This is a genomic window from Veillonella sp. 3627 (assembly GCF_003992195.1).
Classification (GTDB): domain Bacteria; phylum Bacillota; class Negativicutes; order Veillonellales; family Veillonellaceae; genus F0422.
Genome location: NZ_RQVG01000006.1, coordinates 1 through 23,240 on the forward strand (window position 1 = coordinate 1; position 23,240 = coordinate 23,240).

The following is a 23,240-nucleotide window of genomic DNA, read 5'->3' on the forward strand; positions in this document are numbered from 1 at the left end:
AACACAGTAGTTAAGCTCGTAAACGCCGAAAGTACTTGGCTGGAAACGGCCTGGGAGGATAGGAAGTCGCTGATAAAGAAAATAAAGAAGACGCCGAAAGGCGTCTTTTTTATTTTCTTATTCAATATATTATTTTGGTCTGGCCGTTTCCAGCCAACATGACTCAAGTAATATCTATGGAAGAATACCATAGGCCTGGGATCCCCAGTGAACCACTTTCATAGGAGCATAGCGACGCATGAAAGTGTGTGAATCGGGGAGTTCCTGGCGTAAGATTTTGAAGCCCGAAGGGCGCACAAAATCCACAGTCAGGAACACATAGGAAGTTGCAAATGATGATGTACGAGGAGGGCCGTTTCCAGCCAGATTGATCAAGTAGCAACTATGGTATACCTAATAAGGCCTGGGATAAGCAGGGCTCATGATTTAAAGGAGCAAAGCGACGCATAAATCATAGAGCATCGCTTAGTTCCTGGCGTAAGATTTTGAAGCCCTAAAAGGGCGTATAAAATCCACAGTCAGGAACAAAAGGATAACGGATAAAAGCAGTGTCGTAAGGTTTTAAAGCCCGAAGGGCGCATAAAATCCACAGCTAGGAATAAATAGGAAGTTGCAACTGACAAAGTACAAAGAGAGCCATTTTCTTCAAACAATAATAATTTAGGGCAATATAAAAGACCATAATGAACTATATCAGTTCATTATGGTCTTTTTACATATCAATATTTAATTCGCAACCTTTACTTCTAAAGATTGACCACGAACTTTATTTTGATCCATTGCTTGCACCAATGTCTCAGGGGTTACTTCTAAATCTGTATCTTTTTGAACTGTTACTGTAAATAGTTGACCAGGTTCATAGTAAATATTTTCTCCACGCATAAAGAATCCCCCTACTAATGAAACTACTGCCGTTACAGCAACAGCACCAGTATCATCAGAACCATATCCATTTACATACCCGTTAAGTGGAATAGTTACATTATTAAGAGTTTTAATACTTGGGATATCTATAATTAAACGGCCTCCTCGACCAAACATACCATTCCCATGAGAATCAATCACTTTACCTCTAACTTCTTCACCTTTTGGAATAATGATTGTTCCATTAAGAATTAAATTATCAACAGTCCTTAGAACAAAGCTAGTATTTTTCTTACTTTTTTTAGAGCTAATAGGTTGTGTTAATTCTAGTGTAATAGGTGTATCTTTGGGAATATAAAGGTTTCCCTTAGGGATGGTTCCTATTGTCATAGACTTTGGGGATACGATATCTTTTATTCTGTTAGAAATACTATTTGGATTTTCTTGAGGCTGCTTTTCTAATGCAGGATTTATTGTAGTTTTAATAGCTACATTAATATCGTGTCCCTGCTTTGCATCTACTGTAGATGGTGATAGGCTAGCTGTTAATGCACTTACTAATAAAGCAATCATATAATACTTACGTTTCATAAAATATACCCCCTATATAATTTATAATATATAAATATGCTTACAGAATATCATAATTTAGATTATTTTTCCACTTTCTTGACTTCATATAACCATAGATGAAAAGAAAAATATAGAATTAAGAGACCATTTGTAAACCCAACAATATTCCCCAAGGTTGCCTATTGTCCTAAACCTTTCTACAAGGTATAATGAAGTAGATTATAATACGAAGTAACAATTGTACTTACGTAGAGAGGAAATTAGATAAAAAATGAAACAAGTTATGATCGCTACGGACCATATGAGTCATGTGTACCAAGACGAAATGGGCCGTGAGGTACACGCCTTACAGGATGTGAGCGTTCACATTCATGAAGGTGAGTTTGTCAGTATTATAGGGACCAATGGGAGTGGTAAAAGTACCCTTGCCAAACATTTTAATGTCCTATTGCAACCTACATCTGGTACCGTTACCGTTTTAGGAATGGATACAAAAGAAGAACAATTAATTTGGAATATTCGCCAAAATGTGGGCATGGTATTCCAAAATCCAGATAATCAAATCGTGGCAGCCATTGTAGAAGAAGATGTGGCTTTTGGTCCAGAAAACTTAGGGGTACCAGCTCCAGAAATTCGAGAACGTGTGGATGCTGCATTAGCAGCTGTGAATATGTCGGACTATGCTTTACATGGTCCGCACTTATTATCAGGAGGGCAAAAGCAACGTATCGCCATTGCTGGTGTTTTAGCGATGAAGCCGAAATGTATCATATTAGATGAGCCAACGGCTATGCTTGATCCCAAAGGACGCAAAGAAGTCATGGATACGGTGTACCGTCTCAATAAAGAAGAAGGTATCACTATCGTATATATTACGCACTTTATGGAAGAAGCAGCTTTAGCAGATCGTATCATTGTGATGAAACAAGGTAAGGTCATCGATGAAGGAGCTCCAAAAGATGTATTTATGAATGTAGATACGTTAAAAGGTCTTGGTCTAGATGTACCGGTGCCGTCAGAGATTGCGGTGCGCTTACAAGAAAAAGGGGTAACTATGCCAAAGGGCATTACTACTAATGAAGAACTAGGGGAGGCCATATGTCAATTCAATTAGAACATGTCACCTACACCTATGGACAGGGGACACCTTTTGAAAAAACGGCTCTTCACGATGTGAGCTTGACCATTCACGAAGGTGAGTTTGTAGGTATCATTGGCCATACAGGGTCTGGTAAATCCACCTTAGTTCAACATCTGAATGGTCTATTGCACCCTACCTCAGGTACCGTAACAGTCAATGGGGTGGACCTAGTAGGTAAAACAGAAACAGTAAAACAAACACGTCATAAAGTGGGTATGGTATTCCAATATCCAGAGCATCAACTCTTTGAGGAAACCATTGCTAAAGACATTGCCTTTGGACCTAAAAATTTAGGCTTTGATGAGGCAGAGGTGGACCGCCGTGTGCGAGAAGCCATGCAGTTTGTAGGTTTAGACTACGATACCTATGCAGAGCGGTCTCCCTTCCATTTATCGGGTGGACAAATGCGCCGTGTGGCTATCGCAGGGGTTATTGCCCTAGATCCAGACTATTTAATTCTCGATGAACCATCTGCTGGACTTGATCCATTTGGACGAGAAGAAATCTTTGGAGAAATTCTGAAACTACATAAGGAAAAAGGGATTACCGTTATCCTTGTATCCCATAATATGGAAGATATTTCTCGCATGGCGAATCGATTGATTGTTATGCACCAAGGGCAAGTCTTATTAGATGGCAACCCTATTGAGATTTTCCACAATGACCGTGAGAAATTACAATCTGCTGGCGTGGATGTACCACCATTGTCGCAAACATTACAATCCCTAGCAGAGCGAAACATTCCTGTCAATATTGACCGTGTCCATGTGCATGAGGCAGTAGCAGATATTTACGAGTATCTCAAGGAGGTGCACCATGCTAAGTAATATTACTATTGGCCAGTACTTTCCAGGAGATTCCTTGTTACACCGCATGGATCCACGGGCTAAGATAATAGCCACTATGATTTTCATTATCGCTATTTTCTTTGCAGACAGTTTAGTGACCTATAGCATTGTAGCAGCCTTTACTTTCGGATGTTTGGGGTTATCTCGTTTACCAGTGCGGCTGGTGTGGCTGTCTATTAAACCATTGTGGATCATCATTGTATTCACCTTGGCTATTCACGTATTCACTACACCGGGAGAATACCTATTTACCTATGGTTGGCTTCATATAAGTCGAGAAGGTCTTAATTTGGGTGGCCTTATGGCAGGACGATTGATTTTCTTAATCGTATTCTCATCCTTGTTGACCTATACAACATCGCCTATACGGTTGACGGATGGTATTGAAAGACTCCTAAATCCATGGAAACGTTTTGGTGTGCCAGCCCATGAACTAGCTATGATGATGACCATTGCCTTGCGATTCATTCCGACACTATTAGAGGAAACAGACCGTATTATGAAAGCACAAGAATCCCGTGGTGCTGATTTTACTACAGGATCCTTACTGAAACGGGCTAAAAATATGGTGCCTTTACTTGTGCCATTATTTATTAGTGCCTTCCGCCGTGCCGATGAATTGGCAGTAGCTATGGAATCTCGTTGTTACCGAGGTGGAGAAGGTCGTACACGGATGAAAGAATTACGCTATAGTCCATTAGATTTCTATGGTATTGGCGCTGTGGTGTTCGTAAGTATTCTCTTAGCTGTATTGCGGTGGGGACTTGGTATATGACAAGAACTATACAACTCATCGTCGCCTATGATGGCACAGAGCTCTGTGGATACCAACGACAACAGAATGGACCTACGGTGCAAGGCTATTTAGAGGAAGCTTTATCTAAGGTTTGCAATGAGTCTATCACGATTTACGGGTCTTCTCGGACGGATGCAGGTGTCCATGCTAGAGGACAAGTAGTGGCATTCACTACTACGGGTAAGATTCCCGTAGATAATCTAATGAGAGCCCTCATTGCCCATATGCCACCCTATATCGTGGTCCGTGAGGCACAGGAGTTGCCATCGGATTGGAATCCATGGAATTATGTGAAAGGGAAGGAATACATTTACACCATTCATAATGATGCCGTGGTGGACCCACTACAACTGCGTTATGCCTACCATGTGCGCAAACCATTGGATATATCGTCCATGAAGCAAGCCGCAAAGGCATTAGAAGGAACACATAATTTCAGTACTTTCAAAGGCCATAATACGACGATACAAGATCCAGTGAAAACCATGTACGCTGTAAAGGTATTCCAAGAGGGAACGACTGTCAGAATCCATGTATTAGGAGATGGATTCGTGTATCACATGGTGCGGAATATAGCAGGATTCTTGGTGGATGTAGGCTTAGGCCGCTTTCAACCAGAGGACGTGCTATGTATCATAGCTGGTGAGAATAGACAATTAATCGGGAAAACAGCGCCTGCCCATGGACTGTGTTTAGATACGGTGTTTACTAATGAGGCTAGCTTACAAGAGCGGGTACGGAGCATAGCGAACCTATAGGCAGACATGCAGGTATGTATAAGGAGTACAGGAAATGACTAGATGTACTTAGGGGTATGACCGATTTTGGTAGGTTACTATGAAAGTTGAAGAATAGGTACAAGTAGTTATGTAATTGCCATGAAATTGTTGTGAAACATAACATTTGTTAGTATATAAGCATAGCCCTAAGATAGGGCGTACAATGTAGGAGGTTATCATGAAAGAAGACGGAATCCACACACATATTGCGATCAAAATGCCAGAGTATATTATTGATGTAGATGAATTGGTGAATGATCCGGTGAATCGTCGTAAATTAGCTCGATTCATTATGAAACGCCATTTAGATATGGACAAAATTATTGAAGAATTTGTGAACAATCCAGAGAATGAAGCAGAATTAATGCGCTTTGCAGCATCTGTGGTATTCTCCAAAACAGGCCGCGACATGAATGAATATAGTGAAGATTTGTTGCCATTGTTCTTTGAAGAAGCAGTATACGAAGACGACTTGCTGTAGTACAAGAGTTGGGACTAGGTCCGATCCCTGTTGATTAGAGCCATATGAAATACATACGAAATACAATGAAAAGGTCCTGTGGGACCCTTTCATTGATGTATAGAGAGATATGGCCTATTGTCATGTAAAACAAGTTGGCGATTACTCTTATATGAGTAGTGTTAGCATGTATTATAGAATATAAAAAATAGAGGAAAGTTGATGCTTGGTTCAACTTTCCTCTATTTTATTTGGAGTTATTTTATATGTTATTCAGTATGTTATTCAAACCAAATGTATTTTGCCAATACAATCGCACCTAGTACATACATAAACCAGTGTACATCTTTATGACGGCCAGTGATAAACTTCATCAAAGGATATACAATAAGACCAGCGGCAACACCATTAGCAATACTGTATGTAAATGGCATTAATACAATAACTAAGTAGGCAGGGAAACCTTCTGTCCAATCGGAGAAGTCGATTTCACGGATAGCTTCCATCATTAGTGCTCCTACTAAAATAAGTACAGGAGCTGTAGCTGCATTCGGAACTAATGCGATTAATGGAGCAAAGAATAGACAAAGGATAAACATGATGCCGCAAGTAACAGCAGTCAATCCTGTACGACCGCCAGCACCTACGCCAGCAGCACTTTCAACGAATGCAGTAATTGTGCTAGAACCAAGCATAGCACCGAAGCTAACGCCAAGGGAGTCTACAATCATAGCTTTACCAAGACCTGGGAATTCACCCTTTTTAGGGTCTGCAATGCCTGCTTTAGAGGCAGTAGCAATCAGTGTGCCCATGGAGTCAAAGAGTTCAACGAAAGTAAATGAAAAGATAATAGTAATAAGTCCAACATGGAATGCTGATGAAATATCCAATTCCATAAAGGCAATTTTACTGAAATCAGGGACTGCTATAATGCTTAAAGATTCTGGTAAAGTAGCGATACCAGTTGCATAAGCAATGATAGATGTGATGATAACACCAATTAATAGAGATCCAGGGACACGACGAGCCATGAGAGCGGCAGAGAAGAACAAAGAGAAAAGAGATAAAAGCACTTCAGGGTTGCTTAAGTTTCCTAATGTTAATAAGGTTTCTGATGCAGCTGGTGCTCCATGACCTTTGGCAGTTACAATGTCGTTCAATGTGCCAGGTTGTAAGGATAAAGCGATAGTCATAAGTCCAGATAGTTTCAAACCAATGATACAAATGAACAAGCCAATACCTACGGTGATAGCAATCTTTAAAGAAGAAGGAATTGCTTCAATAATAAGTTGACGGATTTTCGTCAGAGTCAGTACAAGGAATACAAGACCAGAAATAAATACAGCACCTAATGCTGTTTGCCATGTTAACCCCATACCTAGAACCACGGTGAAGGAATAAAAAGCTAATAGGCCAACTCCTGGTGCCAAAGCAATAGGATAATTAACAAATACTCCCATGGCAATGGTGACTAAACCACCACCCAAGGCTGTAGCAATTAATACAGCATCTTTATCCATACCAGCTAGGCTTAGTAAGTTGGGAGCCAATAGCAAAATATATGCCATCGTAATAAAAGTCGTCAGTCCTGCTAGTATTTCTGTACGGACTGTAGTATTTCGCTCCTTTAAGGCGAATACGCGTTCTAACATGGTGAACCTCCTAGTAATAAATAAAATTACATCCTTATTGTAGCATAGACTAGAAGGTTAGGATAGGTTTTTTGAGTCAATTTATTTAAAAAAATTATAAAACTTATAAAATTATATAAATTATACTAATAAGTTTATAATGGAGTACATTAGTAGGCGACACTGGTTTTCAGTATGTGTAAATATACAAAATATATTGCTTATATGCGTATTGTGAGTGTTACTTATGCAATATAGGTACTAAATATGTACACAATCTATATAGACAAAATTCGTTGTTCTATATATAATATAGATTAGGTATAAATCCTACTTTTGAAGAGGTATTATTTATGAAAATTTCTACTAAAGGTCGATATGCATTACGCGTGCTAGTTGATTTGGCAGAGCACAGTGTAGATCGCAATGTATCTATTCGTGAAATGGCGGAGCGCCAAAATATTTCTGATAAATATTTAGAAGGAATTGTAGCACGATTGAGTGCAGCAGGATATGTAAAAAGTGTTCGTGGTAAGTATGGTGGTTACCAACTGACAAAAGAGCCAAAAGACTATACGGTCTATGATATTCTTGCTGCTACAGAAGATTCTATTGCAGTTGTAGCTTGCTTAGAGGAAGATGTGAACACATGTCCGATGAGCGAAGGATGCCGTACATTGCCATTATGGGAACATCTACAAAATCATTTGCGTGAATATATGCAAAGTTTAACGCTTCAAGATGTTATTGACCGACATTTTTCAGTGTAAGTTGTAAGAAAGAGGTAAGGGAATTTTAGGATGAAAAAAGAGAAATTAAAGGTAGAGCAAGAAATCGGCTTCCCTTTATATGCAGCAGCAAAAGAAGCTTTGCGAGCATGTCAACCAGAACTTTCTGAGTTGGGGATCACATATACACAATATCTTGCAATGTCTGTTATTTGGGAATATAAAGAAGCGAATCTAAAAATGATTGGAGAGAGAATCTATTTAGACTCGGGAACATTAACTCCATTGTTACGGAAGCTAGAGAAAAAAGGCTTAATTATACGTGAACGATTTAAACAAGATGAGCGTTCTATGATGATTACGTTAACAACAAAAGGAAAGTCTTTGGAGAAAAAAGTTCGACATATTCCAAAATTAATTGAAACGAAATTGGGATTATCTCAAGAGGAGCTTCAATTGTTACAGAATTTGTTATGGAAAGTCTTGCATAATGTCAAAGGCTAGATAGTGACAATCTACTTATAGTTACAATGAGTAGAGGATAGTATATCAACTTTCCTCTATTTTTATTTCCCTGTCTATGAAGGGAATTTATTGGGGCCTTACGGTAGATGTGTTACAATAAGGTTACAATTTGTGTATATCTAGAGGGAGTAAAGTATGAAAGGATTACAACAAACAGGAATGGTGGCAGTGTGGATTCTTACTATAGGGATGTCACTGCTTGCCATTTGTTATACAATGATCATTCCTTTCCTTCCCGTGTATCTTTTAGAGCTCGGTGTGGAACAGGAACAGTTAGCTATTTGGTCGGGCTTGTCATTTTCTATTTCATTTTTTATCGCTGCCATCATGGCTCCTGTATGGGGTCGATTGGCGGATCAGCATGGAAAGAAACTAATGGCAATCCGGGCAGGGATTTTGATTGGCCTATCGTATTTATGGAGCGCTTTTGTACAAGATGAATATCAATTTTTATTAGTTCGTGCGTTTCAAGGTTTTGCCAATGGGTTTATGCCAGCCGCTATGACTATGGTATCATTATCTGTGCCAAAAGAACGTGTAGGTACGGCGATGGGTATCTTTCAGATGGGTTTAGTCCTAGGGAATACTGTGGGTCCCTTAACAGGAGGGTTGACAGAACTAGCAGTAGGGATGCGGCCTGTATTTATGGTGGCAGGGATTACTTTATTTATCGTCACTGCAGCAATAGCTATCTTTGTGAAAGAACCACAAATGGAAAGTGAAACTCCTGTAAAAACAACTTCTTTTTCAGAAGATTTACAAGCAGCAAAACAAAATAAGGTACTACTCCATATTTTAGGGTTATATTTTTTAGTGCAAGCTGTTATGCTTATGCTACAACCTATCGTGGCCATTTATGTGGGAGAATTAAAAGGTTCCATGGAAGGGGCTGCCATGTTAGCAGGGTCCATTCTCAGCGGTGGTGGTGTGATGGGCATGATTATGACTAATGTGTGGGCTGCTTATGGACAGCGGCGAGGATACTTTAGGGTTATCTCGTATGGGTTGTTGGGTACGGGAACCGTATTATTATTGCAAAGTTTACCATTTGGATTATGGTGGTTTGGGGCCTTGCAATTACTTATTGGCGTATTTATTGTAGGTATATTCCCATCCCTTGGATCAGCTATGACCGTGAATACAGATCCATCAGTGCGTGGCCGAGTATTCGGACTTGCCACGACATCCCAACAATTAGGAAATATGATAGGACCACTATTTGCTAGCATAGTAGCCACCTATTGGGGTACATCCTATGTATTCTTGGTGGCAGGTATAGGAATGATGATCATTGGCTATTTGGTGTTGAAAATCCATGGAAATCGACCGAACATTCAATACATCTGATAGACTGTATATAGTGAGTGAAGTAAGAAAGAGGATATCCGACAATTTTGTCAGATATCCTCTTTTGTTATATTTCAGAATTATTATGAATTGGTAATTCAAAGCCAAATGTTGTTTTTACATCTGGTGTGCTTTCTACTTGCAGTGTACCTTCATGGAGTTGCACAACATTTTGTACAAAAAAGAGCCCAAGTCCGAGACCTTTATTTTCTTTTGAGGTACGTGAAGGGTCTACTTGGTACAATCGATCCCAAATTAAAGGGATGCTTTCCGGAGGGATACCAATGCCATCATCTTGAACGGAGATGTGAATGGTAGATCCTGAGGAGACTTCCAAGTGTACTCTCGTATGGGCAAATTTGAAAGCGTTGTCCAAAAGATTGGCCATTGCCTGTTGCAATAGGATTTGGTTGCCATAAACAATGATAGACTCATCAATATGGCTAGTAAAAGTAAGATGTTTCTCCTTACTTAATCGAGCATAGGTATGGGCTAATTGTTCAGCCACCTGGGATAGAGGGACAGGTTCTTTATCTATATTGGTTAGACTATCAAGGCGAGCAATTTCTAACAATTGTGAGACCATGTCTGCCATTCCCTTACTCTGAACAAAAATATTTTGAAAGCTTTCTTTTGCTTCTTCTAAGGAGGCTACATATTGACGAGCGTAATCACTTTCAGCTTGGATGACAGCAATAGGTGTACGTAATTCATGAGAAATGTCGGAATTAAAGCGCTTTTCACGATTAGAAGATTCTTCTAAACTGCTGAGCATATGGTTGAAAGTAGAAGCTAATTGATAGATAGTATCTCCAGATTCAGGGATATTTTCAATACGTTCTGATAAATCTCGCTTTAATGAAATTTGTGCAGCTAAATTGGTAACGGTACGTACTGGTTTTAAACCTCGTTGAATAATCCAATATCCCCCAATAGCAGCAACCGTAACGAAGAGAATACCACCGAATAATAAAGCGAAGAACATGCTATTTGACTTTCTATCAAGGAATGCCATAGGTACGACGCCACGAATATAGCCTTGTACACCAGGGCGATGCTGAATGGGAGCATCGTAGTATAGAAAAGAACGGTTCTGATGACTCACTTCAGTGATAGCATCAAAGGAAGGAGGAGCCTCTTTTGGAAATAAATCAGGTACATTACCTCGTAAGACGACTCCATCATGGGTATAGACTAAGAGAAAGATACCGTCATCAAAGGGCTTAAATTTTTTAGGGTCACTAGCGGATTCAATGACAGCCTCTTGTAGGTCTGTACGGATTTCATTTTGGTCCCAAATATGGGTGAATTGGATTACAAAGGTAGCTAGTAGCCCTATCATTAGCAGTAGAAAAATAGAGTACCAACTAGTAATTTTATATACCAAAGGAACTCGCAAGAGAAGAGTCTCTATGGAGTTCCAACAGCGTTTGATTACATCGTGCATGGATTATTCCTCGGTACGGAACACATAGCCTACGCCACGAACAGTTTGAATTAATTTTTTGGTTTCGTCGATGTCCACTTTTTTGCGCAGGTCTTTAATATATACGTCGATTAGATTGGAGTAACTTTCATAGTCGTATTCCCACACATGGTCAAGAATTTGTTGACGAGATAAAACGATATTTTGGTTGCTTGCTAAATAGAAGAGTAGGTCGAACTCTTTGGCAGTTAATGTTATAGGCTCTCCATTACGAAGAACGGAACGGCTCTTTTGATTGATGCGTAATGGCCCTGCAATAATATCTTCCGTAGCTTGATTGCGACCACGACGAGCTAACGCATAGATGCGAGCAATGAGTTCGTCAAATTCAAATGGTTTTACTAAATAGTCGTCAGCGCCTAAATTTAAACCAGATACTTTATCTTCTAATGTATCTTTGGCAGTTAAGAAAAGAACCGGGGTTTTGTTACCTTCTTCACGCATTTGTTGTACTACGGCATGACCATCCATTTTTGGCATCATTATGTCCATAACGATCACATCATAACTAGATGTGGAAATATAATCTAATCCATCTTCTCCGTTAAAGCATTGATCTACAATCATAGATTCTAGTTTTAAACGTTTGGCAATAATATTATTCAGCATTTGTTCATCTTCAACAATTAAGACTTTCATAGGTGCTCCTTTCATGTTAAGGTGTATATTTGTATTGTAACGTATTTTCAAAATAGATTAAAGAGATGTATATAAAAAGTATAGATGTTGTACATGAAAAGACCATGAATGATTGCTTTATACGGTGGGGTCACCTATAATAAACATAGAAATAGTATGAGTTATTCTTCCCTAGGAGGGGGTATTATGAATATTAGAACGATTACGGTCTATGCCTTATTGATTGCTCTTTGTGCTATAGGCGGACAGATTCATTTTGGTGTGTATTCCATTGGATTTGATTCGTCGCCAGCTTTTGTAGGAGCCTTACTGCTAGGACCTGTAGCAGGTGCTGTGCTTGGGGCCTTAGGGCATTTAGCAACGGCCGTATTCACCGGATTTCCTCTTAGTGTACCTATGCATGTGGTGGTAGCTTTGATCATGGCTTGTACTGGGGCTAGTATAGGATATTGTATACGTAAGAGGACTTCATCTTTCTCTTATGTAGTAAGTGGTATAGTAGGGTATATCATCAATGTAGGTTTAGGTCTAGTTGTGACATCATGGATGATGCACAGTGTAGAAGTTGTGGCGATTTTATTTGTGCCGTTGTCTTTAGCCTATCTAGTAAATTATGTGGGAGCGGCACTGGTGGTAAGTCAGCTGACTAAAGTTTTTGGTGGTAGATAATATGCGAGATATAACAAGAATTTCTTTGCAAAATGGTGTAGATTGGATTGTTGCTAGTGATATTAGTAGTGGTATCGGTTTGCAAGAACATGATGTATTAGAAGCGCCCTACTCTATGGTAGGTGCGTTTGCAACTCGTGTAGCGATGCTAGAAATTTTATGTGCGAAAGGTGTAGTAAAAGGAATTCAATATCTCATTGGTGGCGACTATGATACGGTAGTGATACCTGTTATAAGGGGAATTCAAGAGGAATTGGATACATTAGGTATCGATGTACCAATTAATGGCAGCCATGAAAGCAATATGAAAGTAAGCACTACCTCTGTAGGGATTACTGCCTTAGGAATCGGGAAGCCAGAAATGCTTGGTACAGGGGAACCTTATGCTGTGTACGTACTAGGAAAACCCTTAGTAGGTAATGAAGTGCTAGAACAGCCAGAATGGATTGTTACCTATGATGAGGTCCGACGAGCTTTGGCACATCCTAGTACATCTCGTGTGGTGCCTATTGGTTCCAGAGGCATCCGCCAAGAGTTGATAGTGTTAAGTTATTTAGAAGGGGCATCTATGGAGTCCATAGAACTGATTGATGAGGAATTAGATCATAGTGGTGGACCAGCTACGGCAGTGGTTGTATCTGTTCGTGCCAGTGGTGAAACAGCGTGGTTAGCAGAGTTCTCGAGGGCGCAGTATGTAGGTCGGCATAGGTAATAGAAAGGATATAGATATGAAACAATTACGATATTATATAGCATTGGCATTGGTAGCCGGTGGATTGACAGTGGCTCAAGCAGAGGCAAACCCATATGGTGTAGTGAGTCCTCCTGATTGGGAATATCAAGCGCTTATGACATTGGTGAAACATGGAGCGATTACGGATACTAAGGGGGTAGATTTAGGATCACGAGCATTCACTAGAAAAGAATTGATCCCTATGATGGCAGATGTGGTGGCACGCCGTGAAACTATGAATGAAAGTGATCGCATGTTGGTATTGCGATTGTACAATGAAAACCGTCGTTCTATTATGAATTATGAAATTGAACAAGAAGAAGCAAAATCAGGTAAAGCTCAAATAGATAGTGCTGATGAGGGAACACCAATAGCAGTGGAACCAGCTTTGACGAAAGAAGAAATCCAAAAGAAAATGGAATCCTTCCAAATTGATGCATCTGCTTTGCCAAATCATGGGTTAGTACAAGTGCGCACTTTTCAACAAGGAACATCTCAGCGAAGCCATTTAGAATTAGTAGTGCCTTCGGTGAAGGCAGAAGGAAACGTAGCCTTACAGCCTATTGATGGAGAAGTGCAAGAGGCTATGGCTGGGGGTCAATGGGATGCGTCTAAAAAGGAACAACGACCACTTATGAAAGTGGCAAAACAAGAGTGGGCTTTATTGCAAAAAGCAGAACGCAAACAGGAACGGTTAGACACACAAGCCCAACGCCAGTTAGCGAAAGCTCAACGAAAACAAGAGGCATTGGCAAAGAAAGAGCAGCAACATTTGGCAAGGGCGGAACGAGCTAAGTTACAAGCAGAACAAAAATTGGCGAAACAGCAGGCAAAAGAACAAGCTCGATTAGCAAAACAACAGGCTAACAAGGAAGCTCAGCTAGCAAAACAGCAAGCTAAGGAGCAAGAAAGATTGGCAAAACAAGAGCAAAAAGAACGAGAGAGACTAGCGAAGAAAGCTAAGAAATAAGGGAAAGATATTTGCTATTATCGAAAAAATTCGGTATACTAAAGAATAGCAATCCATTTGGTGTACTTTCATCATGAACCGGAGGAACTATGATTATACGAGAAGAGAAAAAGCGTGAATTTTATACGGTCACAGCTCTCGTGCGAGAAGCCTATATCAGTGCAGATCGCAGTACAGGACGAGAATATAAACTAGTGGAAGCCTTGCGTGAGTCTGATGCGTATATTCCTAAGTTATCTTTGGTGTCGATCATCGACAATGCCATTGCAGGGTATGGTATGTTCCTGCGTGGTAAAGTAGGCGATCAAGATGTGCTCATTTTGGGTTTACTGGCGGTGGCGCAGTCTATGCGTGGACACGGCGTAGGGGGAGCTCTTGTCTTAGAGGGCCAACGATTGGCTCGTAAGATGGGATATTCCTACTTGTTCGTGTACGGTAGTAATGTGTACTATCCACGGTTGGGCTATGATTTTGCACATAACTTTGGTGTAGAACCACCAGAAGGGTTGGACCGGGAGCATATGATGTGTATCAAGCTTGATGCCCAAGCAGCACCTTTAGAAGCCGGCACATTGGAATACCCGGAGCTTTTCAAAACCCTAGAAATGTTCTAGGTAGCTACGAGTTATGTCGTAGTAGGTATTAGATAGACAGTTCGAGATCCTCCTGTCTGTAAACAAAACTAAGGAGTTATAATGAAACAATTTAACAACACACAACGATTGACGATTTCTGCCATTTCCATCGCTATGTATTTGGCGCTTATGATCGGTACGCAAGGCTTTGCCTTTGGTCAGTATCAAGTGCGTATTGCTACAGCGCTCTATGGATTGTCAGCTATCTTTCCATTCACCATTCCAGCCTTTAGTATTGCCAACTTTGTAAGTAATACAGTGATGGGTGGTTTTGGTTTAGTGGATTCTATCGGTGGAGCTATCGTAGGTTTATTGACAACAGGTCTAATCGTCCTTGCGAAGCGTCAAGGGTTAGGTAATTGGGTGTTGATTCCTATCATTACCTTTGTACCAGGATTGATTGTACCAATTTGGTTGACCTATTTCTTGCCAGTTCCATACTGGGTATTAGTAAGCTCCCTCGTAGTAGGTCAGTTCGTGTGTGGTGTGGTGAGCTACTTCTTGATCAATGCGTTGGAGAAAGTAGTCTATAAAAATAAGGAGGTTTTAGTTCGTGAGTAGTGGTCGTAATGCAGCAGAATTACAAGGTGTTCATGCTTTAGGTAGCCATACGGACTATCCTACAGATTATGCACCACAGGTGCTAGAAGCATTTCCGAATAAACATCCAGGGAATGACTATTTTGTGAAATTTAATTGTCCAGAGTTTACGAGTCTTTGTCCAATGACGGGGCAACCGGACTTTGCAACGATTTATATTTCCTATGTGCCAGATGAAAAGCTGGTGGAAAGTAAATCTTTAAAATTATATTTATTTAGTTTCCGCAACCATGGAGACTTTCACGAAGATTGTATCAACATCATCATGAAAGACTTAGTGGCATTGATGGAGCCTAAATATATTGAAGTGTGGGGCGAATTTACACCTCGTGGGGGCTTGTCCATTGATCCGTACGCCAATTATGGCAAACCGGGCACCGATTGGGAAGCCACAGCGAAGGAGCGCTTGCACTTTCACGATATGCAACCAAAACGAGTAGCGTACCGTTAATTATATATATACTATTGCCAGGTCAATCGGTTGAGGGACCTGGCAATTTTACTAAGTGCCCTAGACATGATAGGATAGAGATAGATACAACGTGTTGAAAGGAAAAGGAGTTGGACATGCAACCACAGTTATATATTGGCGGAGCTGGTACGGGAAAGACTACGGCTTGTTTCGCAGAGATAGAACGAATTTTACAAGACCATCCAGACCACCAGATTATCGTCCTTGTGCCAGATCCTGCGACGTATATGATGGAACGCAAACTAGCAGAGTTTCGTCAGGAAAAAGGGTTCACCACGGTGCGTGTGGTGGGCATGACACGGCTAGCCTATCAAGTGTATCAATCCTTAGGGAAAGTGAAAGAAGGAGGCCTGTCGGAAATTGGCAAAAAACTAGTCCTTCGGGTATTGTTAAAGCAATCAGCCGGAGAGTTGGACTTGTTTAAACAGGCAGCGAAACAACCTCATTTTGGAGATGTTATACAAGGTCTTTTGACGGAGTGTAAAGCCTTTGGTGTAACGCCAGAGGACTTGTCGGGGGCTGTGAAACATGTAGATTCCATGGTGTTGGGCCGTAAATTACAAGAATTATCCTTGTTGTTAGAACGCTACGATACAGCGCTGGAAGAGTTAGGCGTTCAAGATTCTATGGAAACATTGATCGACCTATTACCACAGTCGCCACTGATGCAAGGGTGTCATGTCTTTGTGGATGGATTTCATTGGTTTACGCCACTACAATATCGATTGATTCAACGGCTGTTTTCTCTTAGTGAATCCTGTCATATGACAATCAGTTTGCCATCCTTGGAGGAAGAGGTGCACAGTCGCAAGGGATCTATGTATTTCCGCGTTTGGGAGACGTACCGAGATATGATGACTTGGTATCCAGAGGCAGTAGTGCATGATATGAACACCGTCTATCGAGGGACACCTGTACTGCAACAATTGAACACACAATTTTTTAAAACACCTATGAAACCGAATACCACTGAAGATTCGTTGACCATGGTGAGTGCCTACAATCGAGAGCGGGAGACCGATGCAGTATGTCGTAAGATATTGGCATATCGTCAAGAAGAGGGGCATCGCTGGAAAGACTGTACCATTATATTGAGGGACATGGAGTCTTATGGTGATGTACTGGAAAAAGCTTGCATGAATTATGGCATTCCTTTCTTCTCAGATCAACGGAAGATGATGACTAGCCATCCTTTGGCGGAGTTCTTGCAAGGTATCTTCCATGTGCATCGTACCTTCTTTGACCATGATGCGGTGTTCCGCTTACTGAAAACAGACTTTGCTCCTTTCACACGGGAAGAAGTAGACCGATTAGAAAACTATTGTTTAGAATACGGCATTCAAGGGGCGGCGTGGTTACGAGAGGCCTGGACCTATGGTGGCGAGGACGATGAAGAGCGACGAGCTGTGATGCAGGCTTTACATATGCGCGTCCTGGAATATTTGCTTCCAATCTATGATTTCTGTAAACTGTCACATACGGGACAGGAATGGAGTGAGTTCCTATTCCAAATCATGCAAGATTGGCGCATTCCAGAGCAATTGAAACATTGGTATGACGAAGCAGAAGACCGTGGGGATGTACAAGAAAGTGCCAGCCATGTACAGATCTATAAACATGCTATTCAATTGCTAGAGGAATGTGCATCCGTTACAGGATCAGAAATGTTAAATGCTGAAGAGATGGGACTTATCATCGAGGAAGGACTCAGTGAAGTGACGTACTCCTTGGTACCGCCATCTTTGGATCATGTGACGATTACCACCATCGATCGCAGCTATATGACAGATGCGAAGGAAGTCTATGTGCTAGGCCTTAATGAGGGCGTATTTCCTCGTAAAATGGGGGATGAAGGCATTCTGCGTGACCAAGAGCGGACGGCGTTGGCTAAGGCAGGTGTGCAACTAGCGGCGGGCGCCTTAGGGCAAATGTTCAATGAAAATTTCTTGTTCTATTTAGCCTGCACTCGTGCTAGCCAAGGACTGCATCTGTCCTATATCACATCCGATGAAGAAGGGTCTAAAATGGAACCATCTTTGGTAGTGCGCCGTTTACAGCAATATGGGTATGTGAAAACTATCGAAGAAGCACCACTATCTATGTCAGAGGGACGAGAACAGGACTATCTGTGGCGACCATCCCAGAGTTTAGGCCTCTTTTCTAGTCGCATGAGTGCCCTTATGAAAGGAGATCCTATCTCCTCTACTTGGTGGAGTCTTTATAACTGGGGCATAGAAATGGGCTACAGAGGTGAGGTGTTCTTCGCCACACGAGGTATGTTTGATTCCAATACGGTGCCACGCATTGAGCAGTCCATTGTACGAGGGTTATTGTTACGCAGTGATGCCTTAACGGGGTCCGTCACACGATTAGAACGATACCATCGTTGTCCATACAGTTTCTATGCTCAATATGCGTTACGCTTAGCACCACGGAAGGTGAAATCCTTTGGAGCTCCTGAAATCGGGACCTTCCTTCACGATACGTTGCGCTATTTAGGGGAATATCTATTAGAACAGGGTCGACAATGGCGTGATTTAACAGAGGAAGAACAAGAATCTTTATGCCGTGAAGCGGCCGATGCGGTGATGGGTACAGAAGAGCGAGATGCGTACGAAGCGCAACTGTATACTCGATTAACATCTACCTTATCAGCTACGGTAGCACGTCTCGTAGATTGGTCTAAGAAAAGCGAGTTTTCCACTACAGAAATAGAGCAAAGTTTTGGCATGGGCACATCTAACTGGCGTCCAGTGCGCATTCCATTGGGCAAAAACTATGGCGAAAGTATCGTACTGCGCGGTCAAATAGACCGTGTCGATGAATATCGAGGACCTCTTGGTCATTATGCGGCGGTCATTGACTATAAATCAGGGGGCACTACGGTGCGAGCTGATGAAATTTACTATGGCTTGAAATTACAATTAATGACCTATCTATTGGCATTGGAAAAGAATACACAAGATAGAATTGGCACGGCGGCTGCCCTCTATACCTATGTACGGAATCCGCAAGTGAAATTGTCTGAAGTAGTGAATCACAGACGGGCAGAGGAAGAAAAAGCTACTATCCAAGAGTTGAAAAATAGTGGATACTTTGTAGACGGGGATGTGTTACAATCCTTAGATGTAACGAGGGCTTATCAAAGCAATTCTCCATATGTACCGATTGTTCTGAAAAAGGACGGCACTCCAGATAGTCGCACATCCAAAAGTTTGAAGACGATGGAACAATTTGGCCTTATGAAGGAATACACAAAACAAATTATTTCCAACAGTGGTACACAGATGATGGATGGAGAGTTTCCTATTAGTCCGTACCAAAAGGATAAGCGACGGCCATGTGAATATTGTGAGTTCCAAGCCTTATGTCGCTTTGATGGAACGCGCAATAGATATCGCTATATTAAGACCATGACCGAAGAGGAAGCATTGGAGAAGATGGAAGCATTACAAACAGGAGGGGCTACCTATGAAATGGACTGATGCGCAACAGAGCGCTATTGATGCACCTAGACCAGGGCAGTTACCATCCCAAACTATTTTGGTGTCCGCTGCGGCGGGATCTGGTAAAACGGCAGTCCTCGTAGAGCGTATGATACAACGCCTGAAACGGCGAGAGCTAAGTATTCAAGAACTGATGGTGGTGACTTTCACAAAGGCGGCAGCAGCGGAGATGAAAGCTCGTATCGGGGTGAAACTAGCGGAAGAGTTTCAAGCTACAGGGGATGCTTATTTAGAAGAACAATTGAATATGTTGCCGTCCGCCCATATTTCTACTTTGCACTCCTTTTGCCAATGGGTAATCCGCAGTTATTTTTATAAACTGGATATAGACCCGTCTTTTACTATCGGCAATGAAGGGGAATTGGCGCTTATGCGCTACGATGTGCTAGATACCATTTTGCTGCAGGCCTACGAACAGGGACTATATAACATTTACGATGTGAGCGATATGTTTAGCACGGAACGATCAGACCAGATCCTGCGGGAGACGGTCTTTCAAATATACAACTTTGCCTTGGCTCAAAGTCAGCCTATGCGATGGTTAGATCAGGTGTGTCATACCTATGAAAGTGCTTTACACCAAACCTTGTTAGAAACTACTTGGGGCACATTATTTTGGAAAGAACAACAACGACAAATTGAGTATCTGTTAGAGCGCTATGAAGAGGCACAGCGCTTGGCGACCTTAGGTAATGGGTTCGATAAATGGATGGAGAAGGTCAGCGACTTGCAAACGCTATTACAAGCTATGCAAAAAGCAGACACCTGGGATACTATGCATGTGGGTGTAGTGGGCATTGGGGGATTTAGTTTCCCTGTACTCCGTGCCACTAAGGCTATGAATGAAAGCGATCCAGCTATCCTGAGTGAAATCAAAGCCATCTTGTCAGAAGGAAAAGAGATATTGCAAGCCATGCCGAAAGGTGTCTTTGCTATTACGGAAGTAGATTGGCGAGAGCAAATGGAATACTTAGTACCGTTGGTACGAGGTATCATCCAGCTGGTGAAACGATTCCATGAGGACTTTCAACGGGCAAAACAAGAAGCGGGTATGATCGATTTCTCCGATTTGGAACATTTATGCTTAGCCTTATTAGTAGACCCAGAATCTACAGAGGAACTTAAGCCATCTGAGGTGGCGTTGGAGTTACAGGGCACATTCAAAGAAGTGATGGTCGATGAATACCAAGACACGAATGGCGTCCAAGAGGCTATCGTGAATTTAGTATCTCGTGGGGACAATCGTTTTTATGTGGGCGATATGAAACAGTCGATTTATGGATTCCGTATGGCAGATCCGCAGCTATTTATGGAAAAGTACCATCGGTTTGATCACGATGTGAACAGTGTGGAACGGCGTATCGATTTGTCCCAAAATTTCCGTTCCCATGAAGCGATTCTAAATGTAACGAACTTTATATTTTCGCAAATTATGACCGATGAAGGGGCAGGGCTTACCTATGGTGAGGCAGAAGCTCTCCACACAGGTCGCATCGTAGAAGAGGCGCCACCAGAATGGGTAGGTGGTGATGTAGAAGTGCACGTTCTTTGCTGTGATGAAGACAAGGCACAGACAGACCCTGAAGACGGAGAAGACCTAGAGAACGATGAAAAAGAAATGCTCTTTGTGATCCGTAAAATCCAAGAGTTAAAGAACAATGGCGCCATGGTACAAGATAAAGACGGCACCTTCCGGCTCATGGAATGGCGAGACATTGTACTCTTGAAGCGATCTATCTCTGGGTCAGCGAGCCGAATGATCGACCTACTACGGCGAGAGGGCATCCCTGCCTATGCAGAGGAGAAATCCGGCTATTTCAGTGCCATGGAAGTGCAGTTTGTGCTGTCCTTGTTGAAAATCATCGATAATCCAGAGCAGGACTTGCCTATGGCCATCGTTTTGCAATCGCCTCTTATTGGGATGGATGCCAACGATTTAGGGCGTCTTCGTCTGTCTGTAGGGGAGAACAGCTTGTGGAGCGGATTGCGCCCATTTGTAGAAGCATCTCAGAATGCAGGGTGGATTCGTCTTGTGGACTCCATGGATACATGGCGGACCATGTCTCGCCGTCAAGGCATTACGGACTTAATTTGGCACATCTACGACACCTTGCATGTGGTAGAATACGTGAGCGCCATGCCAAATGGCTTGGTGCGCCGTGGCAATGTGCTGGCCTTGTATGAGCGAGCGAAACAATATGAAAGTGGCAATTACCGTGGCTTATTCCGATTCTTACGCTTTATTGAAAGCTTACAGGCATCCGGAGAAGATTTGAGCGTTGCCAAAACAGTGAGCGAAGCGGACAACGTGGTGCGCATTATGACCATCCACAAAAGTAAGGGCTTAGAGTTTCCTGTAGTATTTCTCATGGGCACTCAAAAGGGCTTTAATAAAATGGATTTGAACCGCTCCTTGCTATTGCACAAGGAATATGGAGTGGGTTTGAAAGGGTATTTCCCAGACTTGCGTGTGATGTATAATTCCTTACCTTGGATTTTTGTACGCCAAGCTTTGGAAGAAAATTTGAAAGCTGAAGAGGAGCGTATTCTTTATGTAGCATTAACTCGGCCTAAAGATAAGCTGTATATCACAGGCTATATGAAGGGATCTATCAATGGCTCCACGGATCGACCAGCGACGAAGAAAATGGGTGAATGGGTGGTGCCTGTCTTACAGTGGGGTGAAAGTGCTTTCACGAAAGAGCAGATTCTAGGATGTAATTCCTATTTAGATTGGATATTGCGAAGTTTAGCTCGCCACGTAGCAGGTGGCATGCAGTTGCGCCAATTTGCGGAGGTAGAAAGCCCGCAATTCCCAGATATACCGTACAAAGATTGTCCTGTGTCCTTTCACATTCATGATGGAAATGATTACAGTGTTTCACAGGAAACACCGTCCGTAGAAGTAGATATTCTAGAACAAGTACGTGCCCAATTACCGGTGGAAGCGCCACCATTGGACCCTGTCGTGATAGATCGGTTGACCTCTGTGTATGCTTATGAAAGCTCTACAGAACGGGCGGGAAAAATTTCTGTATCTGAAATCAAACGGCGCTTTGTGGAGCTAGAAGAATTGGCAAAACAGATGATTGAGCCGGACTATAAGCGTGATACAAGTAGTCATGATGATGAGGAAACGACAGAATCTATCATGCCTAATGCGATGGAACATAGAACAACTGGAAGTACTAATGATACAGAAGATTCCTTACTAGGTACATCAGCTGTGGGTGGGGAGAATCTTCAGGTAGAGGATACCTCAGTAGATCTAGGTCCTTTTGATGTAACTTTAGCCTCTATAAGAGAGTCCACACCGATTCGCAGTGGTGCTCGTTGGGGTACCCTCATGCATGAAGTGATGCAGTGGTTGCCGTTGCAACAGTATACACGACCATCTTTGCGACAAGCCTTGGATTCGCTAGCATTACAAGGATATTTGACTGATGAGGAACGGAAGGCGATTAGTGAAAAACGGATTTATGATTTCTTTCAGTCTGATCTAGGACAACGATTGCTAACAGCACAGCGAGTAGAACGAGAGTTGCCATTTAGTATGCTATTTCCGGCGAACCGTGTATACCCAGAGATGCTAGACGGGGAAGATCTGTTCCTACAAGGTATCATCGATACAGCATTCCTAGAAGAGGGATCTTGGGTGCTAGTGGATTATAAAACAGACCGTCTTGATGAAGAGGCTCTAGTAGAGTGCTATCGCATTCAGCTCATGCTCTATAAAGAAGCCTTGGAACGATTGACCCCATACCCTGTAAAAGAGGTATACATCTATTCCTTCCGACTAGAAAGAGCGATTCCAGTATAGTAGATAATTTAAAAAGAT

Annotated in this window: 20 protein-coding genes; 16 read left to right on the forward strand and 4 right to left on the reverse strand. The window is 41.9% G+C overall.

Annotation, left to right across the window (positions count from 1 at the left end):
• Positions 1-726: 726 nt before the first annotated feature.
• A complete protein-coding gene (locus EO114_RS04055) occupies positions 727-1,455 on the reverse strand; it encodes a hypothetical protein (protein WP_009353214.1) in 729 nt (242 codons plus the stop codon).
• Between the two features lie 253 nt (positions 1,456-1,708).
• Here EO114_RS04055 and EO114_RS04060 point away from each other — a divergent pair, with 253 nt between their 5' ends.
• The 5 genes from EO114_RS04060 (at position 1,709) to EO114_RS04080 (ending at position 5,482) form a co-directional block, all read left to right on the forward strand.
• Positions 1,709-2,551 (forward strand): energy-coupling factor transporter ATPase, encoded by an 843-nt coding sequence (locus tag EO114_RS04060; protein WP_009353204.1) that lies wholly within the window; start codon positions 1,709-1,711, stop codon positions 2,549-2,551.
• Positions 2,536-3,405 (forward strand): energy-coupling factor transporter ATPase, encoded by an 870-nt coding sequence (locus EO114_RS04065; protein ID WP_127061696.1) that lies wholly within the window; start codon positions 2,536-2,538, stop codon positions 3,403-3,405. Before EO114_RS04060 ends, EO114_RS04065 begins: the two co-directional genes overlap by 16 nt.
• Entirely contained in the window at positions 3,395-4,201 is an 807-nt protein-coding gene (locus EO114_RS04070) for an energy-coupling factor transporter transmembrane protein EcfT (RefSeq protein ID WP_062401186.1), read from the forward strand. Before EO114_RS04065 ends, EO114_RS04070 begins: the two co-directional genes overlap by 11 nt.
• Positions 4,198-4,980, forward strand: coding sequence for a tRNA pseudouridine(38-40) synthase TruA (truA, locus tag EO114_RS04075; RefSeq protein WP_127061698.1), 783 nt, complete (start codon positions 4,198-4,200; stop codon positions 4,978-4,980). The genes EO114_RS04070 and truA overlap by 4 nt, the downstream gene beginning before the upstream one ends.
• Positions 4,981-5,179: 199 nt before the next feature.
• On the forward strand, positions 5,180-5,482 hold the full coding sequence (locus tag EO114_RS04080) for a hypothetical protein (RefSeq protein WP_009353198.1): 303 nt from the start codon (positions 5,180-5,182) through the stop codon (positions 5,480-5,482).
• A 260-nt stretch (positions 5,483-5,742) separates the two neighbouring features.
• On the opposite strand, the gene EO114_RS04085 is transcribed toward EO114_RS04080, so the two are convergent.
• Positions 5,743-7,113: an NCS2 family permease gene (locus EO114_RS04085; RefSeq protein ID WP_009353152.1), complete on the reverse strand. Its 1,371-nt coding sequence runs from the start codon at positions 7,111-7,113 to the stop codon at positions 5,743-5,745.
• Positions 7,114-7,445: 332 nt separating this feature from the next.
• On the opposite strand from EO114_RS04085, the gene EO114_RS04090 reads away from it, so the two are divergent.
• The 3 genes from EO114_RS04090 to EO114_RS04100 all read left to right on the forward strand — a co-directional run bounded on the left by EO114_RS04090 (position 7,446) and on the right by EO114_RS04100 (position 9,692).
• Entirely contained in the window at positions 7,446-7,862 is a 417-nt protein-coding gene (locus EO114_RS04090) for an Rrf2 family transcriptional regulator (protein ID WP_009353240.1), read from the forward strand.
• A 30-nt stretch (positions 7,863-7,892) separates the two neighbouring features.
• Complete coding sequence (locus tag EO114_RS04095; RefSeq protein WP_062401192.1) at positions 7,893-8,324, forward strand: MarR family winged helix-turn-helix transcriptional regulator; 432 nt, start codon at positions 7,893-7,895, stop codon at positions 8,322-8,324.
• Positions 8,325-8,480: 156 nt separating this feature from the next.
• Positions 8,481-9,692: an MFS transporter gene (locus EO114_RS04100; RefSeq protein ID WP_127061700.1), complete on the forward strand. Its 1,212-nt coding sequence runs from the start codon at positions 8,481-8,483 to the stop codon at positions 9,690-9,692.
• Between the two features lie 67 nt (positions 9,693-9,759).
• Here the strand turns inward: EO114_RS04100 and EO114_RS04105 are convergent, their stop codons facing one another.
• The gene (locus tag EO114_RS04105) at positions 9,760-11,139 is read right to left on the reverse strand and encodes a cell wall metabolism sensor histidine kinase WalK (RefSeq protein ID WP_127061702.1); all 1,380 of its coding nucleotides are present in this window, start codon (positions 11,137-11,139) and stop codon (positions 9,760-9,762) included.
• Between the two features lie 3 nt (positions 11,140-11,142).
• Positions 11,143-11,817, reverse strand: coding sequence for a response regulator transcription factor (locus tag EO114_RS04110; RefSeq protein ID WP_062401198.1), 675 nt, complete (start codon positions 11,815-11,817; stop codon positions 11,143-11,145).
• A 186-nt stretch (positions 11,818-12,003) separates the two neighbouring features.
• On the opposite strand from EO114_RS04110, the gene EO114_RS04115 reads away from it, so the two are divergent.
• The 8 genes from EO114_RS04115 to addA all read left to right on the forward strand — a co-directional run bounded on the left by EO114_RS04115 (position 12,004) and on the right by addA (position 23,222).
• Positions 12,004-12,486, forward strand: coding sequence for an ECF transporter S component (locus EO114_RS04115; RefSeq protein WP_164723762.1), 483 nt, complete (start codon positions 12,004-12,006; stop codon positions 12,484-12,486).
• A 1-nt stretch (position 12,487) separates the two neighbouring features.
• Entirely contained in the window at positions 12,488-13,198 is a 711-nt protein-coding gene (locus EO114_RS04120) for a hypothetical protein (protein WP_127061704.1), read from the forward strand.
• 16 nt (positions 13,199-13,214) lie between these two features.
• Positions 13,215-14,189: a hypothetical protein gene (locus EO114_RS04125; RefSeq protein WP_127061706.1), complete on the forward strand. Its 975-nt coding sequence runs from the start codon at positions 13,215-13,217 to the stop codon at positions 14,187-14,189.
• An 89-nt stretch (positions 14,190-14,278) separates the two neighbouring features.
• A complete protein-coding gene (locus EO114_RS04130) occupies positions 14,279-14,803 on the forward strand; it encodes a GNAT family N-acetyltransferase (protein WP_062401206.1) in 525 nt (174 codons plus the stop codon).
• Positions 14,804-14,884: 81 nt separating this feature from the next.
• Positions 14,885-15,385, forward strand: coding sequence for a QueT transporter family protein (locus EO114_RS04135; RefSeq protein ID WP_062401208.1), 501 nt, complete (start codon positions 14,885-14,887; stop codon positions 15,383-15,385).
• Positions 15,378-15,875 (forward strand): preQ(1) synthase, encoded by a 498-nt coding sequence (queF, locus tag EO114_RS04140; protein ID WP_009353151.1) that lies wholly within the window; start codon positions 15,378-15,380, stop codon positions 15,873-15,875. Before EO114_RS04135 ends, queF begins: the two co-directional genes overlap by 8 nt.
• Before the next feature lie 116 nt (positions 15,876-15,991).
• A complete protein-coding gene (locus tag EO114_RS04145; protein WP_127061708.1) occupies positions 15,992-19,381 on the forward strand; it encodes a PD-(D/E)XK nuclease family protein in 3,390 nt (1,129 codons plus the stop codon).
• Positions 19,368-23,222, forward strand: a complete 3,855-nt coding sequence (addA, locus tag EO114_RS04150; protein WP_127061710.1) for a helicase-exonuclease AddAB subunit AddA — start codon at positions 19,368-19,370, stop codon at positions 23,220-23,222. The genes EO114_RS04145 and addA overlap by 14 nt, the downstream gene beginning before the upstream one ends.
• Positions 23,223-23,240 lie beyond the last annotated feature (18 nt).

What these genes read in the sequence shown, in the direction of transcription:
- EO114_RS04055 (WP_009353214.1), bottom strand. Translation starts at nt 1,455, where the DNA reads ATGAAACGTAAGTATTATATGATTGCTTTATTAGTAAGTGCATTAACA.
- EO114_RS04060 (WP_009353204.1), top strand. Translation starts at nt 1,709, where the DNA reads ATGAAACAAGTTATGATCGCTACGGACCATATGAGTCATGTGTACCAA.
- EO114_RS04065 (WP_127061696.1), top strand. Translation starts at nt 2,536, where the DNA reads ATGTCAATTCAATTAGAACATGTCACCTACACCTATGGACAGGGGACA.
- EO114_RS04070 (WP_062401186.1), top strand. Translation starts at nt 3,395, where the DNA reads ATGCTAAGTAATATTACTATTGGCCAGTACTTTCCAGGAGATTCCTTG.
- truA (WP_127061698.1), top strand. Translation starts at nt 4,198, where the DNA reads ATGACAAGAACTATACAACTCATCGTCGCCTATGATGGCACAGAGCTC.
- EO114_RS04080 (WP_009353198.1), top strand. Translation starts at nt 5,180, where the DNA reads ATGAAAGAAGACGGAATCCACACACATATTGCGATCAAAATGCCAGAG.
- EO114_RS04085 (WP_009353152.1), bottom strand. Translation starts at nt 7,113, where the DNA reads ATGTTAGAACGCGTATTCGCCTTAAAGGAGCGAAATACTACAGTCCGT.
- EO114_RS04090 (WP_009353240.1), top strand. Translation starts at nt 7,446, where the DNA reads ATGAAAATTTCTACTAAAGGTCGATATGCATTACGCGTGCTAGTTGAT.
- EO114_RS04095 (WP_062401192.1), top strand. Translation starts at nt 7,893, where the DNA reads ATGAAAAAAGAGAAATTAAAGGTAGAGCAAGAAATCGGCTTCCCTTTA.
- EO114_RS04100 (WP_127061700.1), top strand. Translation starts at nt 8,481, where the DNA reads ATGAAAGGATTACAACAAACAGGAATGGTGGCAGTGTGGATTCTTACT.
- EO114_RS04105 (WP_127061702.1), bottom strand. Translation starts at nt 11,139, where the DNA reads ATGCACGATGTAATCAAACGCTGTTGGAACTCCATAGAGACTCTTCTC.
- EO114_RS04110 (WP_062401198.1), bottom strand. Translation starts at nt 11,817, where the DNA reads ATGAAAGTCTTAATTGTTGAAGATGAACAAATGCTGAATAATATTATT.
- EO114_RS04115 (WP_164723762.1), top strand. Translation starts at nt 12,004, where the DNA reads ATGAATATTAGAACGATTACGGTCTATGCCTTATTGATTGCTCTTTGT.
- EO114_RS04120 (WP_127061704.1), top strand. Translation starts at nt 12,488, where the DNA reads ATGCGAGATATAACAAGAATTTCTTTGCAAAATGGTGTAGATTGGATT.
- EO114_RS04125 (WP_127061706.1), top strand. Translation starts at nt 13,215, where the DNA reads ATGAAACAATTACGATATTATATAGCATTGGCATTGGTAGCCGGTGGA.
- EO114_RS04130 (WP_062401206.1), top strand. Translation starts at nt 14,279, where the DNA reads ATGATTATACGAGAAGAGAAAAAGCGTGAATTTTATACGGTCACAGCT.
- EO114_RS04135 (WP_062401208.1), top strand. Translation starts at nt 14,885, where the DNA reads ATGAAACAATTTAACAACACACAACGATTGACGATTTCTGCCATTTCC.
- EO114_RS04145 (WP_127061708.1), top strand. Translation starts at nt 15,992, where the DNA reads ATGCAACCACAGTTATATATTGGCGGAGCTGGTACGGGAAAGACTACG.
- addA (WP_127061710.1), top strand. Translation starts at nt 19,368, where the DNA reads ATGAAATGGACTGATGCGCAACAGAGCGCTATTGATGCACCTAGACCA.